Here is a 23,715-nt window from a genome sequence, read left to right as displayed (position 1 = left end):
AATAAATAATAATTAATAAGTAATAACTAATAATTTTTTTTAGATTAAATTAACTTAAATTATCAAGAATAAATCATGATTATCCCAGGAGAAATTATTACTAAAACAGGAACAATTGACCTTAATCAAGGGCGTTCAACTCTTAAAATTAAGGTTGGAAATACTGGCGATCGCCCCATTCAAATTGGTTCACATTTTCATTTTTATGAAGTTAATTCTGCTTTAAAATTTGAGAGAGAATTAACTAAAGGAATGCGTTTAAATATTCCCGCAGGGACGGCTATTCGTTTTGAACCGGGGGACGAAAAAGAGGTAGAATTAGTAATGATTGGAGGGACAAAAGAAATTTACGGTTTTAATAATTTAATTAATGGCAAATTAGATTATTAATTGACAATGTAACATAAGCAATAACTAATCTAAATTCACCCTTGGTAAACGATGTTTAAAACTACAAAGAATTTCCCATGAAATAGTATTTAATTGATTCGCCCAATCATCGGCCGTAATTTCTAAATTACCATCTTTGCCAATTAATGTTACAATTTCTCCTGCTTGAACATCAGGAATTGAACTCACATCTAACATTAATTGATCCATCGTAATATTGCCAATTTGGGGAATTTTTTGACCCCTTACTAAGACTTTTAAATTATTAGATAAATTACGGGGAATGCCGTCTGCATAACCTATTCCCACAATGGCAATTCTTGTTTCTTTATTAGTTTTAAAAGTATGTCCATAACTAACACCACGATTGGCGGGTAATGTTTTAACTTGAGTAATTTTTGCTTTAACTTGTAAGACTGGTTTTAAGTTTAAAATTGATTTTAAGTGAGGGGCAGGGTAAACTCCATACATGGCTAAACCTACCCTCACAAAATCATAATGTAAATTTTGATCGCAGAGGGTAGCGGCGGAGTTGGCAATATGTAAGGCCGCAGGATTAATGCCATTTTGTCTAATCTGAGCTATCGCACTCTTAAACCTCTGATGTTGCAAATTCATAATAGTGCGATCAGGATCATCCGCAGTCGCAAAATGGGAGTAAATACTCTTAATTTTTAAATAGGGTAATTGATGAACTAATTGGACAAATTCCCAAGCCTGATCCCATAACATTCCAAGGCGACTCATGCCCGTATCTAACTTCAAATGGACAGCCAAATTGGTTTCTAAACGGCTGAGGGTTTCACTAAAAATAAAAGCTTGTTGAGGATTACAGAGGGTAGGCTGTAAATTCCACCTCACAATAGCCTCTATTTCATCAGGTGTATTAATCGCCCCTAACACCAAGATGGGAGCGGTGATCCGAGCTTGACGTAATTCTATGCCCTCGCTTAAGGTGGCGATCGCCAACCAACTAGCCCCGGCCTTTAACACTGTTTGAGAGGTACTCACCGCCCCATGACCATAAGCATCGGCTTTAACTACCGCCATTAAACTGGTTTGAGGAGATAAAAAATCTTTAATTTGTCTAATATTATCAGCTAAAATTCTTTGATCAATTTCAACCCATGCCCGATGACACATGACTTTTGACGATTCAAAAGGGTAATATTTAGGGGGTTGTAAATTAATTTGATGATCTTGACTTAACACAACAATTCACTCCACACAGTAATTATGCTTATTCTTAACTAATTTTTCCCTAATCGTCAAGTATATTTTCGTTATTTGTTCTTTCTTATTCGTTATTAGTAACAATAATTTAGCACTATTTGAGTTGAATTGATTGAACTTAACTTCAATGGGAATATTCTCACTTTTAACTTATTACTTATTACTGATTACTTCTTATTTAATACTAGCTAAAGCCAGATCAATATTGTCTCTGACAGACTGGGCAGAAGCATTTAAAATAGCCCTTTCTTGATCAGTTAAATTAACCTCAAAAATACTTTCTACACCTTGACAACCTAAACGACAAGGTACACCTAAAAAAAGGTCATTTAACCCATATTGCCCCTCTAAATAGGCCGCCGCCGATAACAGTCGAGACTGTTGTTTTAAGATCATTTCTACCATTAAACAAGCCGAAGATGAAGGCGCATAATAAGCGCTACCTGTCTTTAATAATTTAACAATTTCTGCCCCCCCTTGACGAGTGCGCTCAATTAATTTTTCAATCTTACTTTCTGGCATTAATTCTGTAATAGGAATACCGCTTACCGTACAATAACGAGGAATAGGTAACATTAAATCACCATGACCTCCTAAAACCATCGTATGAATAGTAGAAGAAGGCACATTTAACTCCATTGCAATAAAAGTCTGTAACCGTGCCGAGTCTAAAACTCCAGCCATGCCCATGATTCTTTTTTTCTCAATTCCCGTAGTTTTCCATGCTAAATAAGTCATCACATCTAAGGGGTTAGTTACCACAATTAAAATCCCTTGGGGAGACTTTTCTAAAGCTTTTTGAGCGGCCTGGGTGACAATATGGGCATTAGTTTTGAGTAGATCATCTCGACTCATGCCCGGTTTACGGGCGATTCCCGCCGTGATCACAATCAAATCTGAGCCAATGGTATCCTCATAATGATTCGTGCCAATGATGGTACAATTATGCAACTCTAAACCTTGTGCTTCCATCAGATCAAGGGCGATCCCTTGGGGTAAACCTTCCACGATGTCAAAAAGTACCACATTAGCTAAATCTTTTTCCGCAATCCGTTGGGCGAGGGTGCTTCCCACCTTCCCCGCTCCAATAATGCTAACTTGAGGAGATTTACAGGTAATTGGAGTTTGAGCCGAAAAATTCATAGTTTTTACCCTCAATTGCTAAAAATTAAGTAATTATTTCTTGAAAAATAACTACAACCTCAGTAGGGGGGCAATGCCCACCCTACCATTCCCTATTATTCAACAGTTTGAAGTTGATCAAGACGTAACCAGACGTTAGGAGTTGGAGTATAGAATTTAACTAAAGCGTAGTCATCGTTTAATTCTAAGATTTCGCCTTTCGTGTCAAAAATATAGGAAGGAAAACGGGAGTCACTAGCTTTAGCTTCAAGACTATTAACTAAATTTTCCTTAATGACACGAACATTAGTTCCTTTTTTCATTTTAACAGCCATAATCGTTTACTCCAGATTTATTTAAGATTTATGTTTAAAGTTATCAGAATCTACTGAATTTAAGCAAATTTTTGAGTAAAATAGGTGGTTGAGTTAAGTTACTTTTTTTGAAGTTGTTTCCCTATTTAGACTTATGATGTTTTTGTCAACTAATCTGCTTATTGATAATTTTATAACCCAATTAGTGGAAGGTTATCACCGCACTTACGGCGGTTGGCAAGGTAGTTATGCTGAAATTATTGCTTGGGCGGCGGGAATGGCTTTAGAAAATATTGCCAATAGTGATGCTCTTTACCACAATGTGGAACATACCATTTTTGTCACTTTAGTAGGGCAGGAAATATTAAGAGGTAAACATATTAAAGAAGGGGGCGTTACCCCTGAAGACTGGCTTCATTTTCATATTTCTTTACTCTGTCATGATATTGGCTATGTTAAAGGGGTTTGTCAACAGGATCACCCCTGTGAAAGGTTATATGCCACAGGGGTTAATGAAGTTATGATTTCCTTACCTCCGGGGGCTACTGATGCGGCCTTAGCCCCCTATCATGTTGATCGAGGTAAATTATTTGTACAAGAGCGTTTTGGCGGTCATAAGTTAATTGATGTGAATATTTTAAAACAAAATATCGAATTAACTCGTTTTCCCGTGCCGGCCGATGATGATCACCAAAATACGGATCATTATCCGGGCTTAGTGCGAGGAGCGGATTTGATTGGCCAGTTAAGCGATCCCCGTTATTTACAAAAAATTCCCGCTTTATATTATGAATTTGAAGAAATTGGCACAAATAAAGCTTTAGGTTATCATAATCCGGGAGATGTGAGGACTAATTATCCTCGGTTTTACTGGAAAACGGTTTTCCCTTATTTAAAAAGTTCTTTGGCACATTTAGAATTAACTCAAGCGGGTAAACAAATTTTGGCTAATTTATATGCGAATGTCTTTCAAGTTGAGCATGAAAATTAAATACTTTTGTCATTGCTCATTTGTCATTTGTTCTGAGCTTAAAAATAAGGGAAGTCTGTTATATAATTGACATATTTATTAAAAATAAAAGGAGTGATTAAACAAATGGCAGATAAAAATTTTGAAATTGTCCAACCTTCAGGTATTTTAGATGGAGTTAGTGCGAAAGATTTACGCACTCAAATTCTTGATTTATTAGAAAGTAAAAAACCAACAAGTATTTTAGTAGATCTACAGGATCTTACTTTTATGGATAGTGCTGGTTTAGGTGCTTTAGTTTCTATTTTAAAAACTGTGCGTTTAGCGGGTTCAGAGTTTTTTTTATGTTCTTTAAATGATCAGGTTAAAATTATTTTTGATTTAACTAAAATGGAAAAGGTTTTTAAAATTTTTGAATCTCGTCAAGAGTTTGAAGAAAAAATGAATTAGTTATGGTTTTTTTGTTATTTCTGATTGATTATTTTTAATAAAAAGTAGCCTTCCCAAGCGATAAATTATCATGGTGTTTTCCTTTATTAAAAAGCCCTCTCCCGTAGGTGGAGAGGGGATAAGGTTAAACTAATTTAAACTAATTTGTAATAAAGAAACATCATCATTTAAAGAGGTTTTATTATGAAGTTGTTGAATTTGTTGTAAAATTTGTTCAACTTCAATGATTTCTGATTGATTATGAAAATTAGTTAAATAATTAATAAAAGAATCTAAGCCCCAAACTTTACCATCTTGTTGATGTATTTCATAAATTCCATCACTAAAAATATACAAAATACTGGGTTGTGTGATTTCACAAATTGATTCTTCATATTCAAAATTGGGAATCATTCCAATGGGAATACTCATAGAAGATAACTTTTTAACTTCAATATTTTTGCCATGATTTTGTTGATTATTGGTTAATAAAATGGCAGGTGGATGGCCGGCACAACCGTAAGTTAATTGACGGTTTTTGATGTTAAAAATTCCATACCAAATAGTAAAATAATCGTCTCCCATTTCATTCATTTGAAAGACTCGATTTAATTCTGCTAAGACATTTTTAGGGCTACGAAAATCTGTATTTGATAAGGATTGAGTGCGCAATAAATTAAGTACAGAAACGGATAATAAGGCCGATTTTACCCCATGGCCAGCCACATCTAATAAATAAAATACTAAATGATCTTCATCTAACCAATAATAATCAAAAACATCCCCTCCTAACTGTAAAGAAGGCACAAAATGTTGTTGAATTGAAATATTACCTTGTAAGGGAGAAGGCAGTAAAGAAAATACATATCTAGCGGCTTCATTTAACTCAGTTTGTAACATTTTGTTTTGATGTTCTAAGGTTTCTTGAGCTTGTTTTCTTTCCGTAATATCCCTTAAAACATAAACAAAACCTTCTTCTTTGACATCAGTTTTAATGGTAGCACAGGAAAAAGCTACGGGTATTTTTTTCCCCGTTTTAGTAATACAATTAATTTCCCAGTCACTAAAGTTATTCCCTAAAATTAAATTGTTTTTTAATAAGTTTTGATGACCGATAAATTTTTCACCAAATAATAAATTAATTGAACTATTTAATAATTCTGCTTCTGAATATTCAAATAGATCAATTACGGCTTGATTAACTGTTTTAATCATACCATCCGCATTAGTTACTAATAAAGCATCAGCCATTGAAGTTATCACTTTATCAATGTATTCTTTAGCGGCCGATAATTGATTTAATAAGATAAAAGCTTCATTTTCTTTTTGTACTAAAGCTTGTTTTAAAGCCATTTTATCTGATACTTCTTCAAAGAAGATAAACAGACGATTTTTTAAGGATTCTTCCCTTTGATTAGCCACAAAATAAACATTAATATATTGGGTTGTTTTTCCTTCACTATGGCGGTTAACTCCTGTTAGTTCAAAATTGTCTTCTTTCCCTGCTAAAATATTAATAAAAGTGCTTTCTAAACCATAAAATGGAGGAAAAGCTAAACGCACATCTTTACCTTCAATTAATTGATCTGGATGATCGGAAAATTGTTTTGCTCCTTCAGAAATACTAATAATATTAAAGTTTTCATCTATCACAAGATAAGATTGATACCTTAAGGCCAAAAGTTTACCCAATAATTGTAATTCTTCTTCCACTTGTTTACGTTTAATAAATTGGCCTAATTCACTACCAATCGTTGACATTGTTTGTAATAAATCATTATCTTTTGGTTGTATTTCCTTGCTAAAAAAAGTCATCACTCCTAACTTTTCTTCACCGTTGGTAATCGGCACACCAAAAGCAGAATGTAAACCCAATTCAAGCACTAATTTATTCTTTTCAGGATTAATTTTTTCCTCTTGGATCATGTTAGAAATCCAAATCGCTTTCCCTTCACTCCAAACTCGCCCCGTTATGCCTATTCCCGATGAAAAAGTATAATCTTTGAGCATTTGATTAAACTTAGCTACATTTTGAATTAAAGGATTATCGTATGTGGCAATACAACGTAAAACATTTTCTTTTTCATCCATGATCCAAATTTGGCCAATTTCCCATTCTAAATTATCACAAATCGCTTTTAAAATATTAGTAGTTGCTTCTTTTAAAGTAGTTGCTTCTGCTAAAACTTGAGTAGTAGCAGAGTCAGCATTGCGATATTTTTCACGGTGTTTTTGTTCAGTAATATCATTTAAAGTTCCCGAAATTCCTAAAATATTATTATTATTTAAAGTGATTAAATTACCGAATAAATCCATCCATCCAAAACCCCCATCTTTGCGCAAATAACGCATTTGAAAATTCCAATTTAAAATTTCTTGATTTAATAATTGTTGATATTTTTCTTGATAAAAAGAAACTTCTTCAGGATGTAAAAATTCAGTAAAATCCCGATTTAAACTTTCAACCACTGTAAAACCAGTTATTTCACTCCAAGCCGGATTAAAAAAAGTAATCATCCCATTTTGATCTAACTGAAAAATTACCTCTTTCAAGTTATCAACTAACAAACGATATTTTTTTTCGCTTTCTCTGAGCGCTTTTTCCGCCCAATTTGCCTGTAAAATACGTTTCAGGCGTTGACGTAATAAAGGAGGGTGGATCGGCTTTGTAACGTAATCTGTAGCCCCTACCTGAAAGGCTCGATCGACAGAAGTCTGATCCTCTAACGCCGTGATCATCAAAACAGGAATATTTTGATTCCCCGAAATTTTCATTAATTCTCGACAACAGGCAAAACCATCCATCACAGGCATCATGGCATCTAACAAAACCATATCGGGCTTTTGTTGTTGATAAGCCTCTAAACACTGCGCTCCATTGTTCGCTTCTACCACTTTATAGCCGTCTTTTTCTAATAAATGTCTCAATAGCATCCGAGTTACTCGCTCATCATCGGCGACTAAAATTGACGGAGAGTATTGTTCAAAACGGTGATTCATTCAAAATTTCAGTGATTTTACTTAGTAATTTATTCTCAAATAGATCGGAAAATCATCTAATTTTTAAGGTCAGATTTGAGTTTCTTCTGAGAATTGTTATTGTTAATAAGTTATTAATCAAAGTTTAATCGTCAAGTTAACTCAATTCTTTGACCACATGATTTTCTTAAATTAATTATATATTTAGTTTTAGCAGATTTTAACAAATATTTAAAGATGATCAATGAGTCAATTATCTTAATGTTTAATTTCATCTGCGTAAATTTACGGATAGATTTTATGTAGATCTAAAGCTATTAATCTTAAATTATGATTAAATTATGAATAATTTTTGGTTCTCCCTCAAACTAGAGAAATGTTAAGTTTTGAAAATTTTACTTTGCAAATCGGTTTTATAACTATAAAGTAATATGAAGATTCAAAAATGATAGTAATAACCAGTAAATTAAATCGAAATGACTACAGATATTGCAACTAAACCCCAAGAAACCACAAATCAAAACTTACCTCCGGCCGATTCACGGGAACGCTTTAAAAAGTTTGTGATGGACTTACAAGATCGGATCTGTGCTGGCCTTGAAGAAATAGATGGCAAAGCCAAGTTTCAAGAAGACTCATGGCAAAGGGAAGAAGGTGGTGGTGGTCGCACCAGAGTGCTGACCAATGGTAATGTGTTTGAACAGGGTGGTGTTAATTTCTCTGAAGTGTGGGGTAAACATCTTCCGCCCTCTATTTTAACTCAACGTCCAGAGGCGGCGGGATCTGATTTTTATGCTACGGGTACTTCAATGGTACTTCATCCTCGTAATCCTTACATTCCTACAGTACATCTTAATTATCGTTATTTTGAGGCCGGCCCAGTGTGGTGGTTTGGTGGTGGTGTGGACTTAACGCCCTATTATCCTTTTGTAGAGGATGCGATCCATTTTCATCAAACGATCAAAGATGCTTGTGACAAATATCATCCTGAATATTATCCCACTTTTAAGCGTTGGTGTGATGAATATTTTTATCTTAAACATCGTCAAGAAACAAGGGGTGTGGGGGGTATTTTCTTTGATTATTTAGATTACCGAGGTAATTTATATAATGGGCCTGATCCTAATGGTATAGCGGGTCAATATGGTCAAAATATCGGTAAAATTAATCATTCTTGGGAACAGTTATTTGCCTTGGCTCAAAGTTGTGGTTATTCTTTCCTTGATGCCTATTTACCTATTGTTAATAAACGCAAAGATACTGTTTACGGCGATCGAGAACGTAATTTCCAATTATATCGCCGAGGACGTTATGTTGAATTTAATTTAGTTTATGATCGTGGCACTATTTTTGGTTTACAAACTAATGGACGTACGGAGTCAATTTTAATGTCTTTACCTCCTTTAGTGCGTTGGGAATATAATTATAAACCGGAGGCAGGATCGCCGGAAGCTGAACTTTATGAAACTTTCTTAAAGCCTCAAGATTGGGTCAATTATCAACAATAAAAAATTATAAAAAATTAATAAGATTATTTTCAATCTTATTAATTTTACCCCAATTTTTAAAAATTACTGCTTAATTGATAGTAGAAAAACCTGTTTTTTCTTGCCATTGAATCGCTCCATCTTCTGTAGTTAAATATAATTTAATATTTTGCTTTTTTAACAAAGTTTTTAGATTTTGCTTAGGTTCAGAATTGACAGCGATCGCAATTTTAGGATTAATTTTTTGGATTAATTCTTGATTAAAATGATCTTGCCACCAGATTAATATATCCGCATCATTATTAATCGTTAAATTAGGATCACTTTTCAATAAAAATAACCATTTTTCCTCATTAAAGTTTAAATTTAAAGTGTGTTGATTAGAAAAATTAAGCTTAAGATTTTCTGAAGATAGAGTTTGACTTTTAGTTAAATTAATTAAATTGTCAATTTTCACATAATTATTAATTAAAGAAACTTGATCATTTAATAGAATTAAAGTATTAATTTTATTAATACCTTGGCTTTTTAAAAAGGGTAAAATTGTATAAACTAAATCAGTATAATTACCCTGAGTAATCAGAAATTGATCGCCTTTATTTTGAATAGTTATATTAGGCTGTTTTGTATCAAAAATAGTGATTTGAGTTAGGGTATAATTTTGATAAATAAGAGGTAAAGAAATCAGGGTAAAAATTAATAAAATTGATAAATATAATCTTTGATTTAACCATTGATTGAGATAGGTTAAAATAAAAATTAAATAGATAATTAACATTAAACTTAAAGGAATTTCTCCTAATGCTAAATTCCTGTAAGGTAAACTATCAAAAAATTCAATAATTTTAACTAGAAAATGGCTAGGATAATATAATAATTGAGCAATAAAAGTGCCAAGAGAGGGCAAAAATAAAGTACAAAAAGCACTTAACATTCCGCCTAAACTAATAATAATAATTAAGGGATCAGCAATTAAATTAACTAAAATACTATAGATTGGAAAAGTTTTAAAAGTATAAATAATCAAGGGAAAAACCCAAATATTAGCACTAATAGAAACGGCTAAAGGATTGGCAATAACTGGGTATAAAAAATCTAATTTATTTTCAATTTTTTCCGCCGATAAAATTAAACCTAAAGTAGCTAAAAAACTTAATTGAAAACCTAAATCCCAAATCCACAAAGGATTAATTATTAATAATAAGATTGCGGAAACAAATAATGAGCCTAAAGGATTAACTTTGCGATCATTAACTAATCCTAATAAAGTGCCTAAACCCATTAAAGTTGCACGACAAACAGAAGCTTGTAGCCCTGTTAAACCAAGATAAAAAAGTAAAGAAATTAAGCCTATTATTAATTGATTTTTCCCAGAAAATCTCTTAGTTAATTTTAAAATTACTCCTAATAATAAAGCCACATGAAAACCAGAAGCGGCCAAAACGTGAGCCAAACCATTATTAATAAATAAATCCTTAATCTTCGGGGGTAAATCTACGGCATTTTTCCCTAAAACAATAGAACTTACTAATTGCCCTAATGGACTTTCTAAGGCTTTTAATTGAGCTTGAACGATTCTTTTTCTAACTTTATAAAAAGTAAAAATAGGCTCTTTTTCTTGAAGATTAATCACACTATTTTGGCCAGAAATTCCCGAAAAAACTCCTTTTTGTGCCAGATAATATTGAAAATCAAATGCTCCGGGATTAGTTAATTTTTTCGGTAAATATAATTTACCTGTGATCTCAATATTTCTGCCAATATATAAACCATTTCCTTGTAATAATGGCAAAGTTACATAGGTTTTTCCCGTTACCTTATTAATTTTTTTTGCCTGTGGTTTTTTCAAGTGATCAACTGCTAAAATAAATCTAATTTTCTGATTTTGATTTAATTGAGGTTGATCTACAATTTTCCCTTTAACTGTTAGAATTTCGCCAACTAAATTATCTTTTTTGATAATATTGCTAAGATCATTAATTTGGGGGGTAGGAATACGAAATTGAAAATAAATCACACCTAAAATAGCAATTAAACCCCCCATTAACCAAATTTTAAAATTGGGCATAAAACGCCAATATTTAGGCAAAATCAAAAAACTGATAATCGTGATACTGGAAATAATAGTAATAATAATTAACCATTTATTAAGAGATGGGGAGAAAGAGCTTAAATCAAAAATTGAGGTACAAAATAACCCAATTAGATAAAATATTCCAAATAGAATATAATAAGAACGTCTCATTTTGATTAATAGTTAAATTACAAAAATTAATATTAACTCTTTTAGTTAATTATATCTTATCATAAAATCTCAAAAAAATTCTTACAAAACTTGATTTTTTTTTCGGTATTAATATATAATCTAAAAAACATTTGATGAATTATATATGAGAATTTTAGTCACGGGTGGTGCGGGTTTTATCGGTTCACATTTAATCGATCGCTTGATGGAACAAGGCCATGAAATATTATGTTTAGATAACTTTTATACAGGGACTAAACGTAATATTTTAAAGTGGTTAAATCATCCTTATTTTGAGTTAATTCGCCATGATATTACGGATCCAATTAGATTAGAAGTTGATCAAATTTATCATTTAGCTTGTCCTGCTTCTCCCATACATTATCAAGCTAATCCTGTTAAAACTATTAAAACAAATGTAATGGGAACATTATATATGTTAGGGTTAGCAAAAAGAGTAAAAGCCAGATTTTTATTAGCATCAACTTCAGAAGTTTATGGGGATCCAAATGTTCATCCCCAACCCGAAGAATATTGGGGAAATGTTAATTGTAATGGAATTAGATCTTGCTACGATGAAGGAAAAAGGGTTGCAGAAACCCTTGCTTTTGACTATCATAGACAGAATAAAGTTCAAATTAGAGTTGCTCGAATTTTTAATACTTATGGATCAAGAATGTTAGAAAATGACGGCCGAGTTGTCAGTAATTTTATTAGTCAAGCCTTAAGAAATAAGCCAATTACTATTTATGGAGATGGCTTACAAACTCGTAGTTTCTGTTATGTGTCTGACTTGGTTGAAGGATTAATTAAATTAATGAATAATGATTATATTGGGCCAATTAATTTAGGTAATCCTTGCGAATATACAATCTTAGAATTAGCTCAAACTATTCAAAATATGATCAATCCTAATGCTGAATTAATTTATCAACCTTTACCTGCTGATGATCCCAAACAAAGACAACCTGATATTACTAAAGCGATTAAATATTTGGGTTGGCAACCTACTATTAATTTAGAAGAAGGTTTAAAGTTAACTATTAATGATTTTCGTGATAGAATTATTAATGAATAACTTATAAATTTAATTAAAAAACTAGATTTAATCATTATGAAAGTTTGTGTAATTGGTACGGGTTACGTTGGTTTAGTGACTGGAGTTTGTTTAGCAAAAATTGGTCACAATGTCATTTGTATTGATAATAATGAGGAAAAAGTTAAGCTCATGAAATCAGGTCAATCGCCTATTTATGAGCCGGGTTTATCTGAATTAATGCAGGAATGTATTACTAATAAAAACTTGCAATTTTCTAGCGATTTAAAATTAGGAGTTGATCACGGTGAAATACTTTTTATTGCCGTAGGAACTCCCGCTTTACCTAATGGTGAAAGTGATACTCGTTACGTTGAAGCAGTGGCTAAAGGTATCGGTGAAAATTTAAACCAAGGTTATAAAGTTATTGTTAATAAATCTACCGTTCCCATCGGTTCAGGAGATTGGGTTAAAATGATTGTTTTAGATGGCGTAAAAGAGCGTCAAAACCTATTAGAAAATAATCAAAACATAGAAGTTGATTTTGATGTAGTTAGTAACCCTGAATTTTTAAGGGAAGGTTCGGCTATTTATGATACTTTTAATCCCGATCGCATTGTGTTAGGAAGTGAAAGTGATCGAGCGATCAATTTAATGAAAAAACTCTATGAACCGATTATTTTAAGACAGTTTGCACAGGAAAAAAATGCTCCGAATATTCCCATAGTTGTCACAGATTTAACCTCCGCCGAGATGATTAAATATGCGGCCAATTCATTTTTAGCAACTAAAATTAGTTTTATTAATGAAATAGCAAATATTTGTGATAAAGTAGGGGCAGATGTGGCTCAAGTTGCTCAAGGAATTGGTTTAGATTCGCGCATTGGAACTAAATTTTTAAACGCAGGAATAGGTTGGGGAGGCTCATGTTTTCCGAAAGATGTTTCCGCTTTAATTCATATCGCTGATGATTATAATTATCAAACTCAAGTTTTAAATTCTGTGGTCAAATTAAATCAACATCAAAGATTAATTGTAATCGAAAAATTACAACAGGAATTAAAGATTTTAAAGGGTAAAATTATCGGTTTATTAGGGTTAACTTTTAAGCCTGATACTGATGATATGAGAGACGCTCCTTCCCTTGATATTATTAAAGAATTAACCCGTTTAGGTGCTAAAGTTAAAGCCTATGATCCGATCGTTTCTCAAACAGGAATAAGTCACGGTTTATCTGATGTTATAATTGAAAGTAATGTTTTAATGTTAGCAGATCGATGTGATGCCTTAATTTTAGTAACAGAATGGCAGGAATTTTTAAAGTTAGATTATGCTAAAATTTTAACTAAAATGAATAATAATATTTTGATAGATGGACGAAATTTTTTAGATAAAAACTTATTAATTCAATTAGGTTTTAATTATGTGGGAATAGGCCATTAACAGTTAACAATGATCAAATAATTACTAAATAATTACGACAATGATCCTATGGAAATATTTAATCAAACAGATCAAGAACTAATTTTTAAAACGCCAGTTGGAGAAGTAAAAAAAAATCAAAAAATAGGTTTATTTCTAACTCTATTTTCCTTAATTTTACTATCAGTTTCTATCTATAGATCCGGTAATAATCAATTAAACTGTCAAAAAATCACAGAAAATCAAATTAATTGTCAATTAATAAGAAAAAGATTAATGGGTTTTTATCAAAAAGAAAATCTAAAAATTAATTCAATTCAAGAGGTTAAACTTCAACAAAAAAAAGTTATAATTGTTTCTGAAAATAAAAATATTTATTGGTCTAATTATCAAATAGATCAAACTAAATTAAACAATTGGTTAAATAATCCCTTTAATGATAATCAATTAATGCTTAAACATAGTAATATTTTTGCTCAAATTGTTTTAAGTTTTATTTTAATCTTTTTTTTATTAGGTGGCCTACAAATGTTAAAAAATGAGGGTAGAACTTTAATTTTTGACAAGAAAATTAAAAGATTTACTTATCATTATAAAAACTTAGGTTTTAGTCAAACTTTTGAAAGCCCTTTTAATGATATTCAAAAATTTGAACATAAATTTGTTTCTAGTATTGACGGAACTAAATATTATGTCGTAAATTTAGTTTTAAATACTAAAAATATGTTAAATTTATCCCAATGTATTTTATTATATTCTTCTCAAAATGAAGCCGAATCTTTAGAAATTGCTCATCAGATTAAAACATTTTTTAATGTTAATATTAGTTATCTTAAATGAGATGATTTAATTCCACTCCCAGCCCTCTTTTTTGGATAAGAAAGTTGGGAGTTTGTCCGATCTTATTTTCAGTATTAATTATTCATTTTCAGGCAAAGGTTGACGGAAACATAAATAAATTAATGTACCAAATAAAGGGATAAAAGAAATTAACCAAAGTTGATAATTGTTCATATTTCTTCTTACTAGATCATCCTTTAATAAAAAGGTAAAAAGTAAAGATAGTAAACAAAAATCTAAACTCATTACATTAATAAAACGGCTTGTTTTCCATTGTAAAATAAAATCTTGCCAGTTGCCTTGACTAATCCCAAATATTAATAATATAATAGCAGTAATTGTTAAAAATAATCCTAAAATTCGAGAATCATTAAATTTAATTAACCAATTTTTTTGACCAACAAAAGTTTGATTATTTTCCCTTAAAATTAAATAGGGAATTAAGGCAAAAGCACCTAAGAAAAATGAAGCACTTAAAAATAACCAAGCGGGAATTTTTTGCCCCCTACCATCGGCAAATAAAAAACAGCCATACATGGCGGGTAAAATGCCCATTAAGTTAAATAATGCGATAATATAAGCATTAATTCCTGTTAAATTTCCGGTGGATAAATTCTTAATTAAATCTAAGGTATCAGGGTTATTAGGAGGGGCAAAAATGAAAGCATAAATCACAAAAGTAAGCCAAATTAAACTTAAACTAATTTTTCTAATCATGATCATTTAATTGTAATTTTTTTAATAAATTATCTTATGAAAGTATATCTTAAAGATGATATTTTGTGTATTAAAGCTGATGATGTTCCTCCTTATAAAAAAGGGGGATCGATCGTCAGAAATTCCTATTTTTGGGCTTTAAAATCAATTAGTTGTTATGCCAGAAAAGGGGGTGACTGGGAGTTTGATCAAGTTGTCTGGGTGGCTTTATCCAGAATTTTATTATCTTTTACCGAGTCAGGTTATTTAAAATTATCAGAAACTATTTTAGAATTTGATCAAGATGATCTTATTCCTGATGTTTTGCGAGATGTTTCTACTCGGTTATAATGATATAATCATAAATTAATTAAACATAAAAATTAATTATTTGCTAATTTTTTCTTCTGACGAGAAAACTGTTTAATTTTATTTCAATTTCTGTGATTATTTCTTTAACTTCCTCTTTTTATTTTTTTAATGAAAATAATTTGTTTAAAGTTAACAATCAATGTCAGAAATAAGATAATATATGCTTGTATTACTAATAACAAATAACCAATAACTAACTTAAAGTTTCTGATAAATAATTAGCGGCCGTTTCTACTAAAGATATAGCATTAGAATATAACATTCTAGTGGGCCCGATCATGCCCACACTACCAACGGGAATATTTCCCTGTTGATAGGTAGCAGAAATTAAGGTACAAATTTGCATTGATTGTAAGGGATTTTCTGAGCCAATTCTAATCGTAACTTTACTTTTTTTCTGTTGATTAATTTCCGGTAATTCAAAGATTAAAGGAAATAAACTTTCTTGTTTTTCTTCTAATAAGTGTAATAACATTTGTACCTGATCTAATTGGGAAAATTCAGGATGTTTTAATACTTCTGATACTCCCTTAAATAATATATTCTTACTGGCAGAAAGTTGAGCTTGAGTTTGTAATTCTTTGATAATTTTTGTTAAAAAATTGGCGTATTGTTTAAATTCCTGATCTAATTCATACCAGTTTAAATTAGAGATTTCAAATAGGGATCTACCTTTTAATTTACTATTGAGAAAATTAGATAAAATTTGTAATTCTTCTTCTAATAATTCTTGATTATTAAAGTTTTCATAATTAATTAAAAATGACTGGGTTTGATAAGTGTCAGTCACCAAAATTAACATAATTTGTTCAGAATTAAGTTGAACTAATTGTAAATGTTTTAATAAATTTTGGGAAGGTTGGGGCAAGGTAATTAAGGCAATATAGCCGCTTAAAGTGGCTAACATTTGAGCGGCTCTTTGTAATAAATCTTCAAAATTCCAACTGTCTCGACTAAAATAATTATTTAAAGATTGTTCGATTTTTTTTCCTATTTTTTCATCTGGAGTTATTAATTGATCTACATAAATTCGATAGCCTGAGTCTGAGGGAATACGCCCAGCCGAGGTGTAAGGTTGATATAAAAAACCTGCTTTTTCTAAACTACCCATGACGTTGCGAATAGTGGCCGAACTAATGCTAAAATCATATTCATTAACTAAGGTTTTTGAACCTACGGGTTCGGCCGTTGCAATATAATGTTGTACTGTTGCTTTTAAGATGTTTTGATGACGTTCAGTTAGTTGACATTTCTTCATAGTTAATCGTTTTTTATTACTATTAATTAAACAAATCTTTTTTAAATTAATTTATTGATAAAAAAATAGTTAATTGTCTTTCAAATAAAGTTAATATTTGACAATTAAAAAAGTTATTGGTAATTTGTCATTTTGAACTATAATTTAGATTAATTTTTTAATAGTTCTCGTCAATTATTCTTGATTTTCCCTCGTTTTTTAAGTAATCTAATATCGAGGGATGGTAGAATCAACTAAGAGAGAATAGGCATCAATTCCGCCTTCAATATTTTTAACATTAGAAAAACCTTGATTTCGTAGCCATTGACACATCTGGGCGGATCTAACTCCATGATGACAAAGTACAAATGTTTCAATTTCTGGATTGTACTCTGTGGTTAGATAGGTTGACCATTGTTCAAAATAACTGAGGGGAAATACCTCAAAGCCTTTGATAAAGGCTTGTTTGACTTCTGATGGCTCTCTGACATCAATCAATTGTAAAGGGCGATCGGGATCGTTTTGTGTTAAAAGTTGGGCTAACTCGTCAACGGAAATACTAGGAATAGATGAATAAATCATTGTAAATTTAAAAGTTAATTACAAAATGGTAACAATTGTCAACTGATCATTAGCAATTTTAACATAAAGCTTAATCTTAAATCACATCAAATCAGGTTTAAAAATAGGTTTTTTCTTATTTAAACCATTGATAACTCGATCGGTTATGATTAGATCATCAACTATTTTAAATTAATCTTATGAAATTTCGTTCTTTTATTTTAATTATTATTATTGCTTGTTTTCTGTTATTTTCCGTTGCAGGAATAGGGGTATCAACAATTATTAAAAATAGTCCTCTTTCTTTACAAGTTGGGGGTTTAAATTTAACACCCCGTGCAAGTATTTTTATTCCACAACAAGCGCCTTTAATGTTATCATTATTGGCTAATCCTGAAAAATTAGAAGCTTTTTCCCAACTAGCAATTCCCTTAGGAAAAAGGGCAAAAAATCAAGAAAATTTAACCCAATTAAAAAATAGTTTACTAAAAAAAACAGGTTTAAATTATCATCAACAAATTAAACCTTGGTTGGGTGAAGAAATTACTTTTGCGATTACTTCCCTTGATTTTGATCGGGATCTTAATAATGGATCACAACCCGGTTATTTATTAATTGTTAATACAAAAAATGCAGATTTAGCTAAAAATTTTCTTCAATCTTCCTATTCTCAAAAGGCTTTAACTACTACCTCTGAATTAAATTTTGAAACTTATAAAGGTGTTAATTTAATTGATGAAACTTCATTAGATAATCCTATTAATCAAGGTTTAATGGCGAGGGCAGTAGTGGGAAAATATGTACTTTTTGCTAATAATATTAATGTGTTAAAAAATGCAATTAATAATGTTCAAGCTAAAGATTTAAACTTAGAAAATGCTAGTTTTTATCAAGCGGCCTTAAACACGATTCAGAATCCTCGCATTGGCATGGCGGTGGTTAATTTACCCGCTATTTCAGCATGGATCGCCCATCAAAGCACCCCTGAAACTTCAGATCTTGAGCAAATTTTAACCATTAGTTTAGGAGTTAAACCCCAAGGTTTAGTAGCCCAAACAGCGTTAATTGGAGTATTAGGAGAAAATGAACAAAAACCTGCTTTAAACGCTCCGGTTAAGGCTTTAGCCCTAATTCCCTCAGAAAGTGTCTTAACGGCCGCAGGAATTGATTTAAGCCATTTTTGGGAGCAAATTAATCAAGGTTTGGAGCAAAATTCACCTTTAAAATTATTATTTGATCAGGGGATTAATAGTTTAGAAAAACCCTTAAATATTGATTTACCTGAAGCAATTTTTTCATGGGTTAAAGGGGAATATGCTCTCGCTACTGTACCTAATAATCATCATTTAGATTGGATTTTTGTGGCGGAAAAAAAATCAGAATTTGAGGCAGAAACTGCGATTAATTATTTAGATGAATTAGCCGAAAAACAGGGTTATAGTGTGGGGAATTTACCTTTATTTGATAGTACCATGAAAGCATGGACAAAATTAGAAACTAAGGGCAAAAATCAAAGGTTAATTAGTTTAAATGCTCAGGTTAAAGGTGTCCATACAACTATTGATAATTATGAGATTTTTTCTAATTCGATCGAGTTATTATCAAAAACAGTAGCACAACAGGAAAATTCATTATTAAATAGTGAGAAATTTCAAGATGCCATCGCCGCTTTACCTTTAAATAATGACGGTTATTTTTATATAGATTGGCAAAATAGTTCACCTGTGTTTGAAAAAGTGCCATTATTAAAAGTAATTCGTTTAGCATCAAGTTCATTATTGAAAAATTTAGAGTCATTAACTCTCAGCAGTGAAGGCAGTCAAAATGGCATTAGACGTGCTAATATTTTCTTAAATTTAGTTGATTAAAATTAATTAATTCATTGAGAAAAAGCCCCGCTTTAAAAATCGGGGATTTGTTAAATACCCGATTTTTTGCATACCTAAAACTAATCTAATCAAACTTAAAAATTATGAACAATATCTTAAAAATAGCAAAATTAGGAGAATCAATTTTAAGAGAAAAAGCTCAACCTATTACTAAATTTAATGATCCTAGTTTAAACAAATTAATTGATTCCTTATTAACAACTTTAAAATTTTATAATGGAGTGGGAATTGCCGCCCCTCAAGTCTCTCAATCTTTACGATTATTTATCGTTGCATCCTATCCTAATCAACGCTATCCCTATGCTCCAAAAATGAAGCCCACCGCTATGATTAATCCTAAAATTACTAATACTAATAATCGGAAAATTAAAGATTGGGAAGGCTGTTTAAGTCTGCCAAATATTAGGGGTTTAGTTCCACGTTATACCCAAATTGAAGTAGAATATTTTGAGCCAAATGGACACTTAAAAACATCTATTTTTAATGATTTTATTGCTCGAATTTTTCAACATGAATTAGATCATTTAGAGGGAATTTTATTCATCGATCGCCTCGAAAATTCTCAGGATCAATTTACAGAAGCCGAATATCAAGAAATTATCACTCGACAATTAATAATTAACAATTAACCATTAACAAATATAAAAGTCATTATCTATTGTTGAAATCAATTTTTCTCGGTTAAAATATGATATTGTGGAAAATTAATAATTAGAATTGATTTGAAATGATGAAAAAAAAAGTAGTTATTGGCGTTGATCTTGGCGGTACGGCCATTAAAATAGGTTCTTTTCTCGAGGACGGTTCTTATTTACAAAAAATCAGCATTCCTACCCCCCAACCCGCTACTGCGGCCGCTGTTTTAAATGCCATCGCCGTAGCCGTCAAACAACTAAATACAGATCAACACGCCATCGCCTTGGGAGTAGGCATTCCAGGGGCGGTAGATCAAACGGGAAGAATAGCCAAAGTTGCCATTAATCTTTCAGGGTGGCAAGATGTAGCCGTGGCCGACCTTTTAGAACAAAAAACTGGTTTACCTACCATCATCGCCAATGATGCCAACTGTGCAGGAGTGGGAGAAGGATGGATCGGCGCTGGTCAAGATTTTCAAGATTTTATCCTTTTAACCCTTGGCACGGGCGTGGGAGGGGCAATTATCTTAAATGGAGAGCTTTTCACAGGCTCAAGAGGTGCGGCCGGAGAATTAGGCTTAATCACCCTTAAATTTGACGGTTATCCCTGTAATAGTGGCAATCAAGGCTCATTTGAGCAATATTGTTCCATTGGTGGGATTATACGTCAATGGGGCAAAGAGCCGGCCGAATTAGGAAAATTAGCCCTAGAAGGGGATCAATTTGCCTTAGAAGTGTGGCAAAATTATGGTAAATTATTAGCGGCAGGAATCGCTAGTTTACTTTATATTTTTACCCCTTCTGCTATCATTATTGGCGGTGGAATTAGTGCTAGTTCTGAATTTTTCTTACCCTCAACTTTAGCAGAAATCGAAACAAGAGTTTTAGCAAGTTCCCGTGTTAATTTACAACTATTAAAAGCCACATTAGGCAATGATGCAGGAATGATTGGAGCGGCTAAATTAGCTTTTGAGTTGTCAAAAAAGAGGTAAAAAACTATTGAGAATTAATCATAAAAAAGTCATTGTTTTAGAGAAACAATATGATCAATAATCTAAAATTAACTATTAAAAATATGGCCACCATTACCACACCTGAAAAATCAACTTCTTCAGTCGTAATTAGAAAACCCTACCCCAACTATAAAGTAATTGTTCTCAATGATGATTTTAATACCTTTCAGCACGTTGCCCATTGTTTAATGAGTTATATTCCCAATATGACCAGCGATCAAGCTTGGGAATTAACCAATCAAATCCATTATGAAGGCCAAGCCATCGTATGGGTAGGGCCTCAAGAACAAGCAGAATTATACCACGAACAATTATTAAGGGAAGGTTTAACGATGGCACCCCTCGAACAATCCTAAAAATTAACCCCCTCGCCGATGGGAGAGGGGGTTAGGGAGTGAGGGCAAAAACCCTCGCAAAATCTAAAATAGATCAGATTTTATTAAAAAAAGTCATTACGTTGAGGAGGTAATTGATAAAGAGTCTCAATATTGACTTTTTTACGACGACCTCGACCACGTTTCATCACTCCACCCGGAGCTTGACTTAAAGCCGCTAAAAATTGAGCGATTTCATGGGATTGCTGAGAAAAGCCTAATTGATTAAAGCCATCTAAAGCTTGATCCGCCGCCCGTTTAGCCTCAATTAATTCACTCTTATGTTGGTGATAAACCGCTAAAGAACGTTGACTAAAAGCAAAAGATTGAACATCATCAAGCCCTTCACAAGCCTCTAAACTGCTTTGAATTAGTCTTTCCGCATCTTTAAAATTATCCAACTTGATCGCCGTTTCAGCTAACCAATTTTGGATCGCAATGACCGCTTGTTCCCATTGTAAGTCTTTAGCCAGTTCTAAAGCACTTTCATAAGCTTTTTGGGCTTCAGCATAATCTTCTTGGCGATAAAGACTTTCCGCAGAATAATAAGCTAACTGAAATTCTAATTCAGACTTAATTTGCGCATCTAACTTTTCTTTTGTTAAAGCTTTCTTCACGCCTTCAAATAACTTTTTACCTTTGCTGAATAAGCCTTGACGTAAAGCCACTAAAGCTTTAGTCATTTCAAATTCCAGATTTAAAATAGGATCATCATTACTATCCCATTCCTTACCTTGAATTAATAAATTTTCAGCTTGTTCTAGGTCTTGATGTTGTCCTTGACGGGCTAAAATTTGAGCTTGAGTTAAAAAGGCCTGTGCTAAAGAGCTTAAACCTTCTTTTTGGCCGCCTTCAACTAACTGTTCGCTCCATTTAAGCACATATTTCCAGTTATTTTTGGCACTGGATACACCTTTAAAGGTTTCAAAGAAAGAACGGAAAGTTTTATAATCCTTCTGATCAATAATCCAATCCATTACTGATTGAAGATTATCCCACTCAGCATTTAAAGCCTCGGCTTTTTGTTGCCACTCCTGTTCATCTAGATCTTGGTATTTAGCACATAAAGTCTGATACCATTTGACCCATTGTTTACGCGCTTTTTCTTCAAAAGTGCCATTTTGATTGAGTTCACCCAAGGCATAATGACGTAAGAATGATAACATTCCATAACGCCCGTGATCATGATTAACAACAGATAATCTTTGTAATTGAACAAAAGCATCGGCCACACCAGGGTTACTGCCTAACTGAGCTACTTGTAAAATTACTTCTCTTTGAGCAGGTTGAGGGAATAAAGATAAAGCCATTAAAATTTGAAAGGCCACTTCATCCTGTTTAACCGATTCAACCACATCTCGGAAGCAAAAACGAGCAAACTCACCATCAGGAGCGTTTAACCGTTGTTGTACATCTTCAACACCATATCCAGCGGCCAACTGAGACATACCATAGGTGATGGCAATGGGTACACCATCAATATCATGTGCCAATTGATTTAACTGAGAAGGAGTTAAAGTGATTCCTTTTTCCTTAGCTTTCTGTTCTAATAACTTAATCGTATTAGTTTGGGTGAGAGCTTCTAATTTTACTACCACATCCACTAAAACCATAGTGCGACCAGTGATCACCACTTTAACAGTGGGAGGTAACTCATATAAAAAGGCCAGAACTTTTTCCGGTTCTTCAATGGTTTCCCAGTTGTCAATAATAAATAAAGTGGGGTGATCTAACAGATAATTCTGAACTTTGCCAAAATCATCTAAACTGGCATCTTCAATTTCTAAAGTTTGAGTTAAAACTTCAAAAATCTCCTCAACTGTCTTTTCCGTTTTCATCCGAGTTAAAATACTCTCAGATGTGAAACTTTGTTCTTTAGCTGAACAAAAAACAATTGATTTAAAATGAGGTAAATGTTTACTATTGCTTTTTTCAATTAAGCGATAAGCCACTTCTAAAATTAAAGCGGTTTTCCCGATCCCACTTAAACCAGTAATATTGATTAAATGGGCAGGATCAGAATTAGACAACAATTGAAATAATTGTGCTAAATAATCTTCACGACCAACAAAAACTCGATGAGAAGGTGCTGGTAAATTGTTTTTTATCGGCTCTAAAGGCTCAGACATGGATCCCTTACCCGGTACACTAGAAGTTAACTCATCGTTAGAGACTGCGTTAAGATGTTTTGTCTTAGCTTGATCACTAAGTTTTTCCCAAATGCCAGTGAGATAAGATTTTAAACGAGTTTCTTTTCCTCTGGCACCTGTATTAATACCAAATTTGCGATACACCTGACCCATGCGCTTTTGACAAGCTTGGGGAGAGGTTTCTAAGTGTTTGGCAATGTCAGGATAGTTTTTACGGTCAATTAAACGCAGTAAAAACACATCTTCCTGATCGGGGGAGAGATTTTGATCTCTAGCCACTTGGATTAAAAAATTACGGGGTAATACCAATTTAATTTTCCT

The 23,715-nt window shown here is 32.3% G+C and carries 21 protein-coding genes; 12 read left to right on the top strand and 9 right to left on the bottom strand.

The genetic code is table 11. The features are described from left to right. Positions 1 to 78 precede the first annotated feature (78 nt). A complete protein-coding gene (gene ureB, locus Anndu_RS14480) occupies positions 79 to 390 on the top strand; it encodes an urease subunit beta (protein WP_464104110.1) in 312 nt (103 codons plus the stop codon). A gap of 24 nt (positions 391 to 414) precedes the next feature. Here the strand turns inward: ureB and alr are convergent, their stop codons facing one another. The 3 genes from alr to ndhO form a co-directional block, all read right to left on the bottom strand. Then, positions 415 to 1,533 carry an alanine racemase gene (gene alr, locus Anndu_RS14475; protein WP_464104109.1) on the bottom strand — a complete coding sequence of 373 codons (1,119 nt, stop codon included), beginning with the start codon at positions 1,531 to 1,533 and terminating at the stop codon, positions 415 to 417. A gap of 264 nt (positions 1,534 to 1,797) precedes the next feature. Next, positions 1,798 to 2,766 (bottom strand): malate dehydrogenase, encoded by a 969-nt coding sequence (gene mdh, locus Anndu_RS14470; RefSeq protein ID WP_464101865.1) that lies wholly within the window; start codon positions 2,764 to 2,766, stop codon positions 1,798 to 1,800. A gap of 95 nt (positions 2,767 to 2,861) precedes the next feature. Beyond that, positions 2,862 to 3,080 carry an NAD(P)H-quinone oxidoreductase subunit O gene (ndhO, locus tag Anndu_RS14465; RefSeq protein WP_464101864.1) on the bottom strand — a complete coding sequence of 73 codons (219 nt, stop codon included), beginning with the start codon at positions 3,078 to 3,080 and terminating at the stop codon, positions 2,862 to 2,864. Positions 3,081 to 3,213: 133 nt separating this feature from the next. Here ndhO and Anndu_RS14460 point away from each other — a divergent pair, with 133 nt between their 5' ends. Both Anndu_RS14460 and Anndu_RS14455 read left to right on the top strand, forming a co-directional pair. Next, entirely contained in the window at positions 3,214 to 4,050 is an 837-nt protein-coding gene (locus Anndu_RS14460) for an Npun_R2479 family HD domain-containing metalloprotein (protein WP_464101863.1), read from the top strand. A gap of 105 nt (positions 4,051 to 4,155) precedes the next feature. Continuing rightward, the gene (locus Anndu_RS14455; protein WP_464101862.1) at positions 4,156 to 4,479 is read left to right on the top strand and encodes an STAS domain-containing protein; all 324 of its coding nucleotides are present in this window, start codon (positions 4,156 to 4,158) and stop codon (positions 4,477 to 4,479) included. Between the two features lie 129 nt (positions 4,480 to 4,608). Here the strand turns inward: Anndu_RS14455 and Anndu_RS14450 are convergent, their stop codons facing one another. After that, positions 4,609 to 7,458, bottom strand: coding sequence for a PAS domain S-box protein (locus tag Anndu_RS14450; RefSeq protein WP_464101861.1), 2,850 nt, complete (start codon positions 7,456 to 7,458; stop codon positions 4,609 to 4,611). Positions 7,459 to 7,913: 455 nt separating this feature from the next. Between Anndu_RS14450 and hemF the strand changes: the two genes are divergently transcribed. Continuing rightward, on the top strand, positions 7,914 to 8,945 hold the full coding sequence (gene hemF, locus Anndu_RS14445) for an oxygen-dependent coproporphyrinogen oxidase (RefSeq protein WP_464101860.1): 1,032 nt from the start codon (positions 7,914 to 7,916) through the stop codon (positions 8,943 to 8,945). 70 nt (positions 8,946 to 9,015) lie between these two features. Here the strand turns inward: hemF and Anndu_RS14440 are convergent, their stop codons facing one another. Beyond that, positions 9,016 to 11,169 carry a ComEC/Rec2 family competence protein gene (locus Anndu_RS14440; protein WP_464101859.1) on the bottom strand — a complete coding sequence of 718 codons (2,154 nt, stop codon included), beginning with the start codon at positions 11,167 to 11,169 and terminating at the stop codon, positions 9,016 to 9,018. 145 nt (positions 11,170 to 11,314) lie between these two features. Here Anndu_RS14440 and Anndu_RS14435 point away from each other — a divergent pair, with 145 nt between their 5' ends. Genes Anndu_RS14435 through Anndu_RS14425 form a run of 3 tightly spaced genes read left to right on the top strand, consistent with a single transcriptional unit; the run spans position 11,315 to position 14,467 of the window. After that, positions 11,315 to 12,247, top strand: a complete 933-nt coding sequence (locus tag Anndu_RS14435) for a UDP-glucuronic acid decarboxylase family protein (protein ID WP_464101858.1) — start codon at positions 11,315 to 11,317, stop codon at positions 12,245 to 12,247. Between the two features lie 36 nt (positions 12,248 to 12,283). Continuing rightward, positions 12,284 to 13,648 carry a UDP-glucose dehydrogenase family protein gene (locus Anndu_RS14430; RefSeq protein ID WP_464101857.1) on the top strand — a complete coding sequence of 455 codons (1,365 nt, stop codon included), beginning with the start codon at positions 12,284 to 12,286 and terminating at the stop codon, positions 13,646 to 13,648. 48 nt (positions 13,649 to 13,696) lie between these two features. Further along, a complete protein-coding gene (locus Anndu_RS14425; protein ID WP_464101856.1) occupies positions 13,697 to 14,467 on the top strand; it encodes a hypothetical protein in 771 nt (256 codons plus the stop codon). A 78-nt stretch (positions 14,468 to 14,545) separates the two neighbouring features. On the opposite strand, the gene Anndu_RS14420 is transcribed toward Anndu_RS14425, so the two are convergent. Further along, on the bottom strand, positions 14,546 to 15,184 hold the full coding sequence (locus Anndu_RS14420; RefSeq protein WP_464101855.1) for a DUF2834 domain-containing protein: 639 nt from the start codon (positions 15,182 to 15,184) through the stop codon (positions 14,546 to 14,548). A 36-nt stretch (positions 15,185 to 15,220) separates the two neighbouring features. On the opposite strand from Anndu_RS14420, the gene Anndu_RS14415 reads away from it, so the two are divergent. Continuing rightward, on the top strand, positions 15,221 to 15,514 hold the full coding sequence (locus tag Anndu_RS14415) for a hypothetical protein (RefSeq protein ID WP_464101854.1): 294 nt from the start codon (positions 15,221 to 15,223) through the stop codon (positions 15,512 to 15,514). A 214-nt stretch (positions 15,515 to 15,728) separates the two neighbouring features. Here Anndu_RS14415 and hrcA read toward each other — a convergent pair whose 3' ends face one another. Together hrcA and Anndu_RS14405 are read right to left on the bottom strand one after the other, a co-directional pair. Continuing rightward, the gene (gene hrcA, locus Anndu_RS14410) at positions 15,729 to 16,793 is read right to left on the bottom strand and encodes a heat-inducible transcriptional repressor HrcA (protein ID WP_464101853.1); all 1,065 of its coding nucleotides are present in this window, start codon (positions 16,791 to 16,793) and stop codon (positions 15,729 to 15,731) included. Positions 16,794 to 17,000: 207 nt separating this feature from the next. Beyond that, complete coding sequence (locus Anndu_RS14405) at positions 17,001 to 17,354, bottom strand: rhodanese-like domain-containing protein (protein ID WP_464101852.1); 354 nt, start codon at positions 17,352 to 17,354, stop codon at positions 17,001 to 17,003. 179 nt (positions 17,355 to 17,533) lie between these two features. Between Anndu_RS14405 and Anndu_RS14400 the strand changes: the two genes are divergently transcribed. From Anndu_RS14400 to clpS, 4 genes are all read left to right on the top strand, one after another. After that, on the top strand, positions 17,534 to 19,201 hold the full coding sequence (locus Anndu_RS14400) for a DUF3352 domain-containing protein (protein WP_464101851.1): 1,668 nt from the start codon (positions 17,534 to 17,536) through the stop codon (positions 19,199 to 19,201). A gap of 104 nt (positions 19,202 to 19,305) precedes the next feature. Beyond that, entirely contained in the window at positions 19,306 to 19,851 is a 546-nt protein-coding gene (def, locus tag Anndu_RS14395) for a peptide deformylase (RefSeq protein ID WP_464101850.1), read from the top strand. Between the two features lie 101 nt (positions 19,852 to 19,952). After that, on the top strand, positions 19,953 to 20,849 hold the full coding sequence (locus tag Anndu_RS14390; RefSeq protein ID WP_464104108.1) for an ROK family protein: 897 nt from the start codon (positions 19,953 to 19,955) through the stop codon (positions 20,847 to 20,849). A gap of 83 nt (positions 20,850 to 20,932) precedes the next feature. After that, positions 20,933 to 21,226, top strand: coding sequence for an ATP-dependent Clp protease adapter ClpS (clpS, locus tag Anndu_RS14385; protein WP_464104107.1), 294 nt, complete (start codon positions 20,933 to 20,935; stop codon positions 21,224 to 21,226). An 83-nt stretch (positions 21,227 to 21,309) separates the two neighbouring features. On the opposite strand, the gene Anndu_RS14380 is transcribed toward clpS, so the two are convergent. Further along, the gene (locus Anndu_RS14380; RefSeq protein ID WP_464101849.1) at positions 21,310 to 23,703 is read right to left on the bottom strand and encodes an AAA family ATPase; all 2,394 of its coding nucleotides are present in this window, start codon (positions 23,701 to 23,703) and stop codon (positions 21,310 to 21,312) included. Between the last annotated feature and the right edge of the window lie 12 nt (positions 23,704 to 23,715).

Source organism: Annamia dubia NIES-4383 (genome assembly GCF_055394725.1).
Note: the sequence above shows the minus strand (reverse complement) of the source record. Positions and strands in the feature narration are given on the sequence as shown.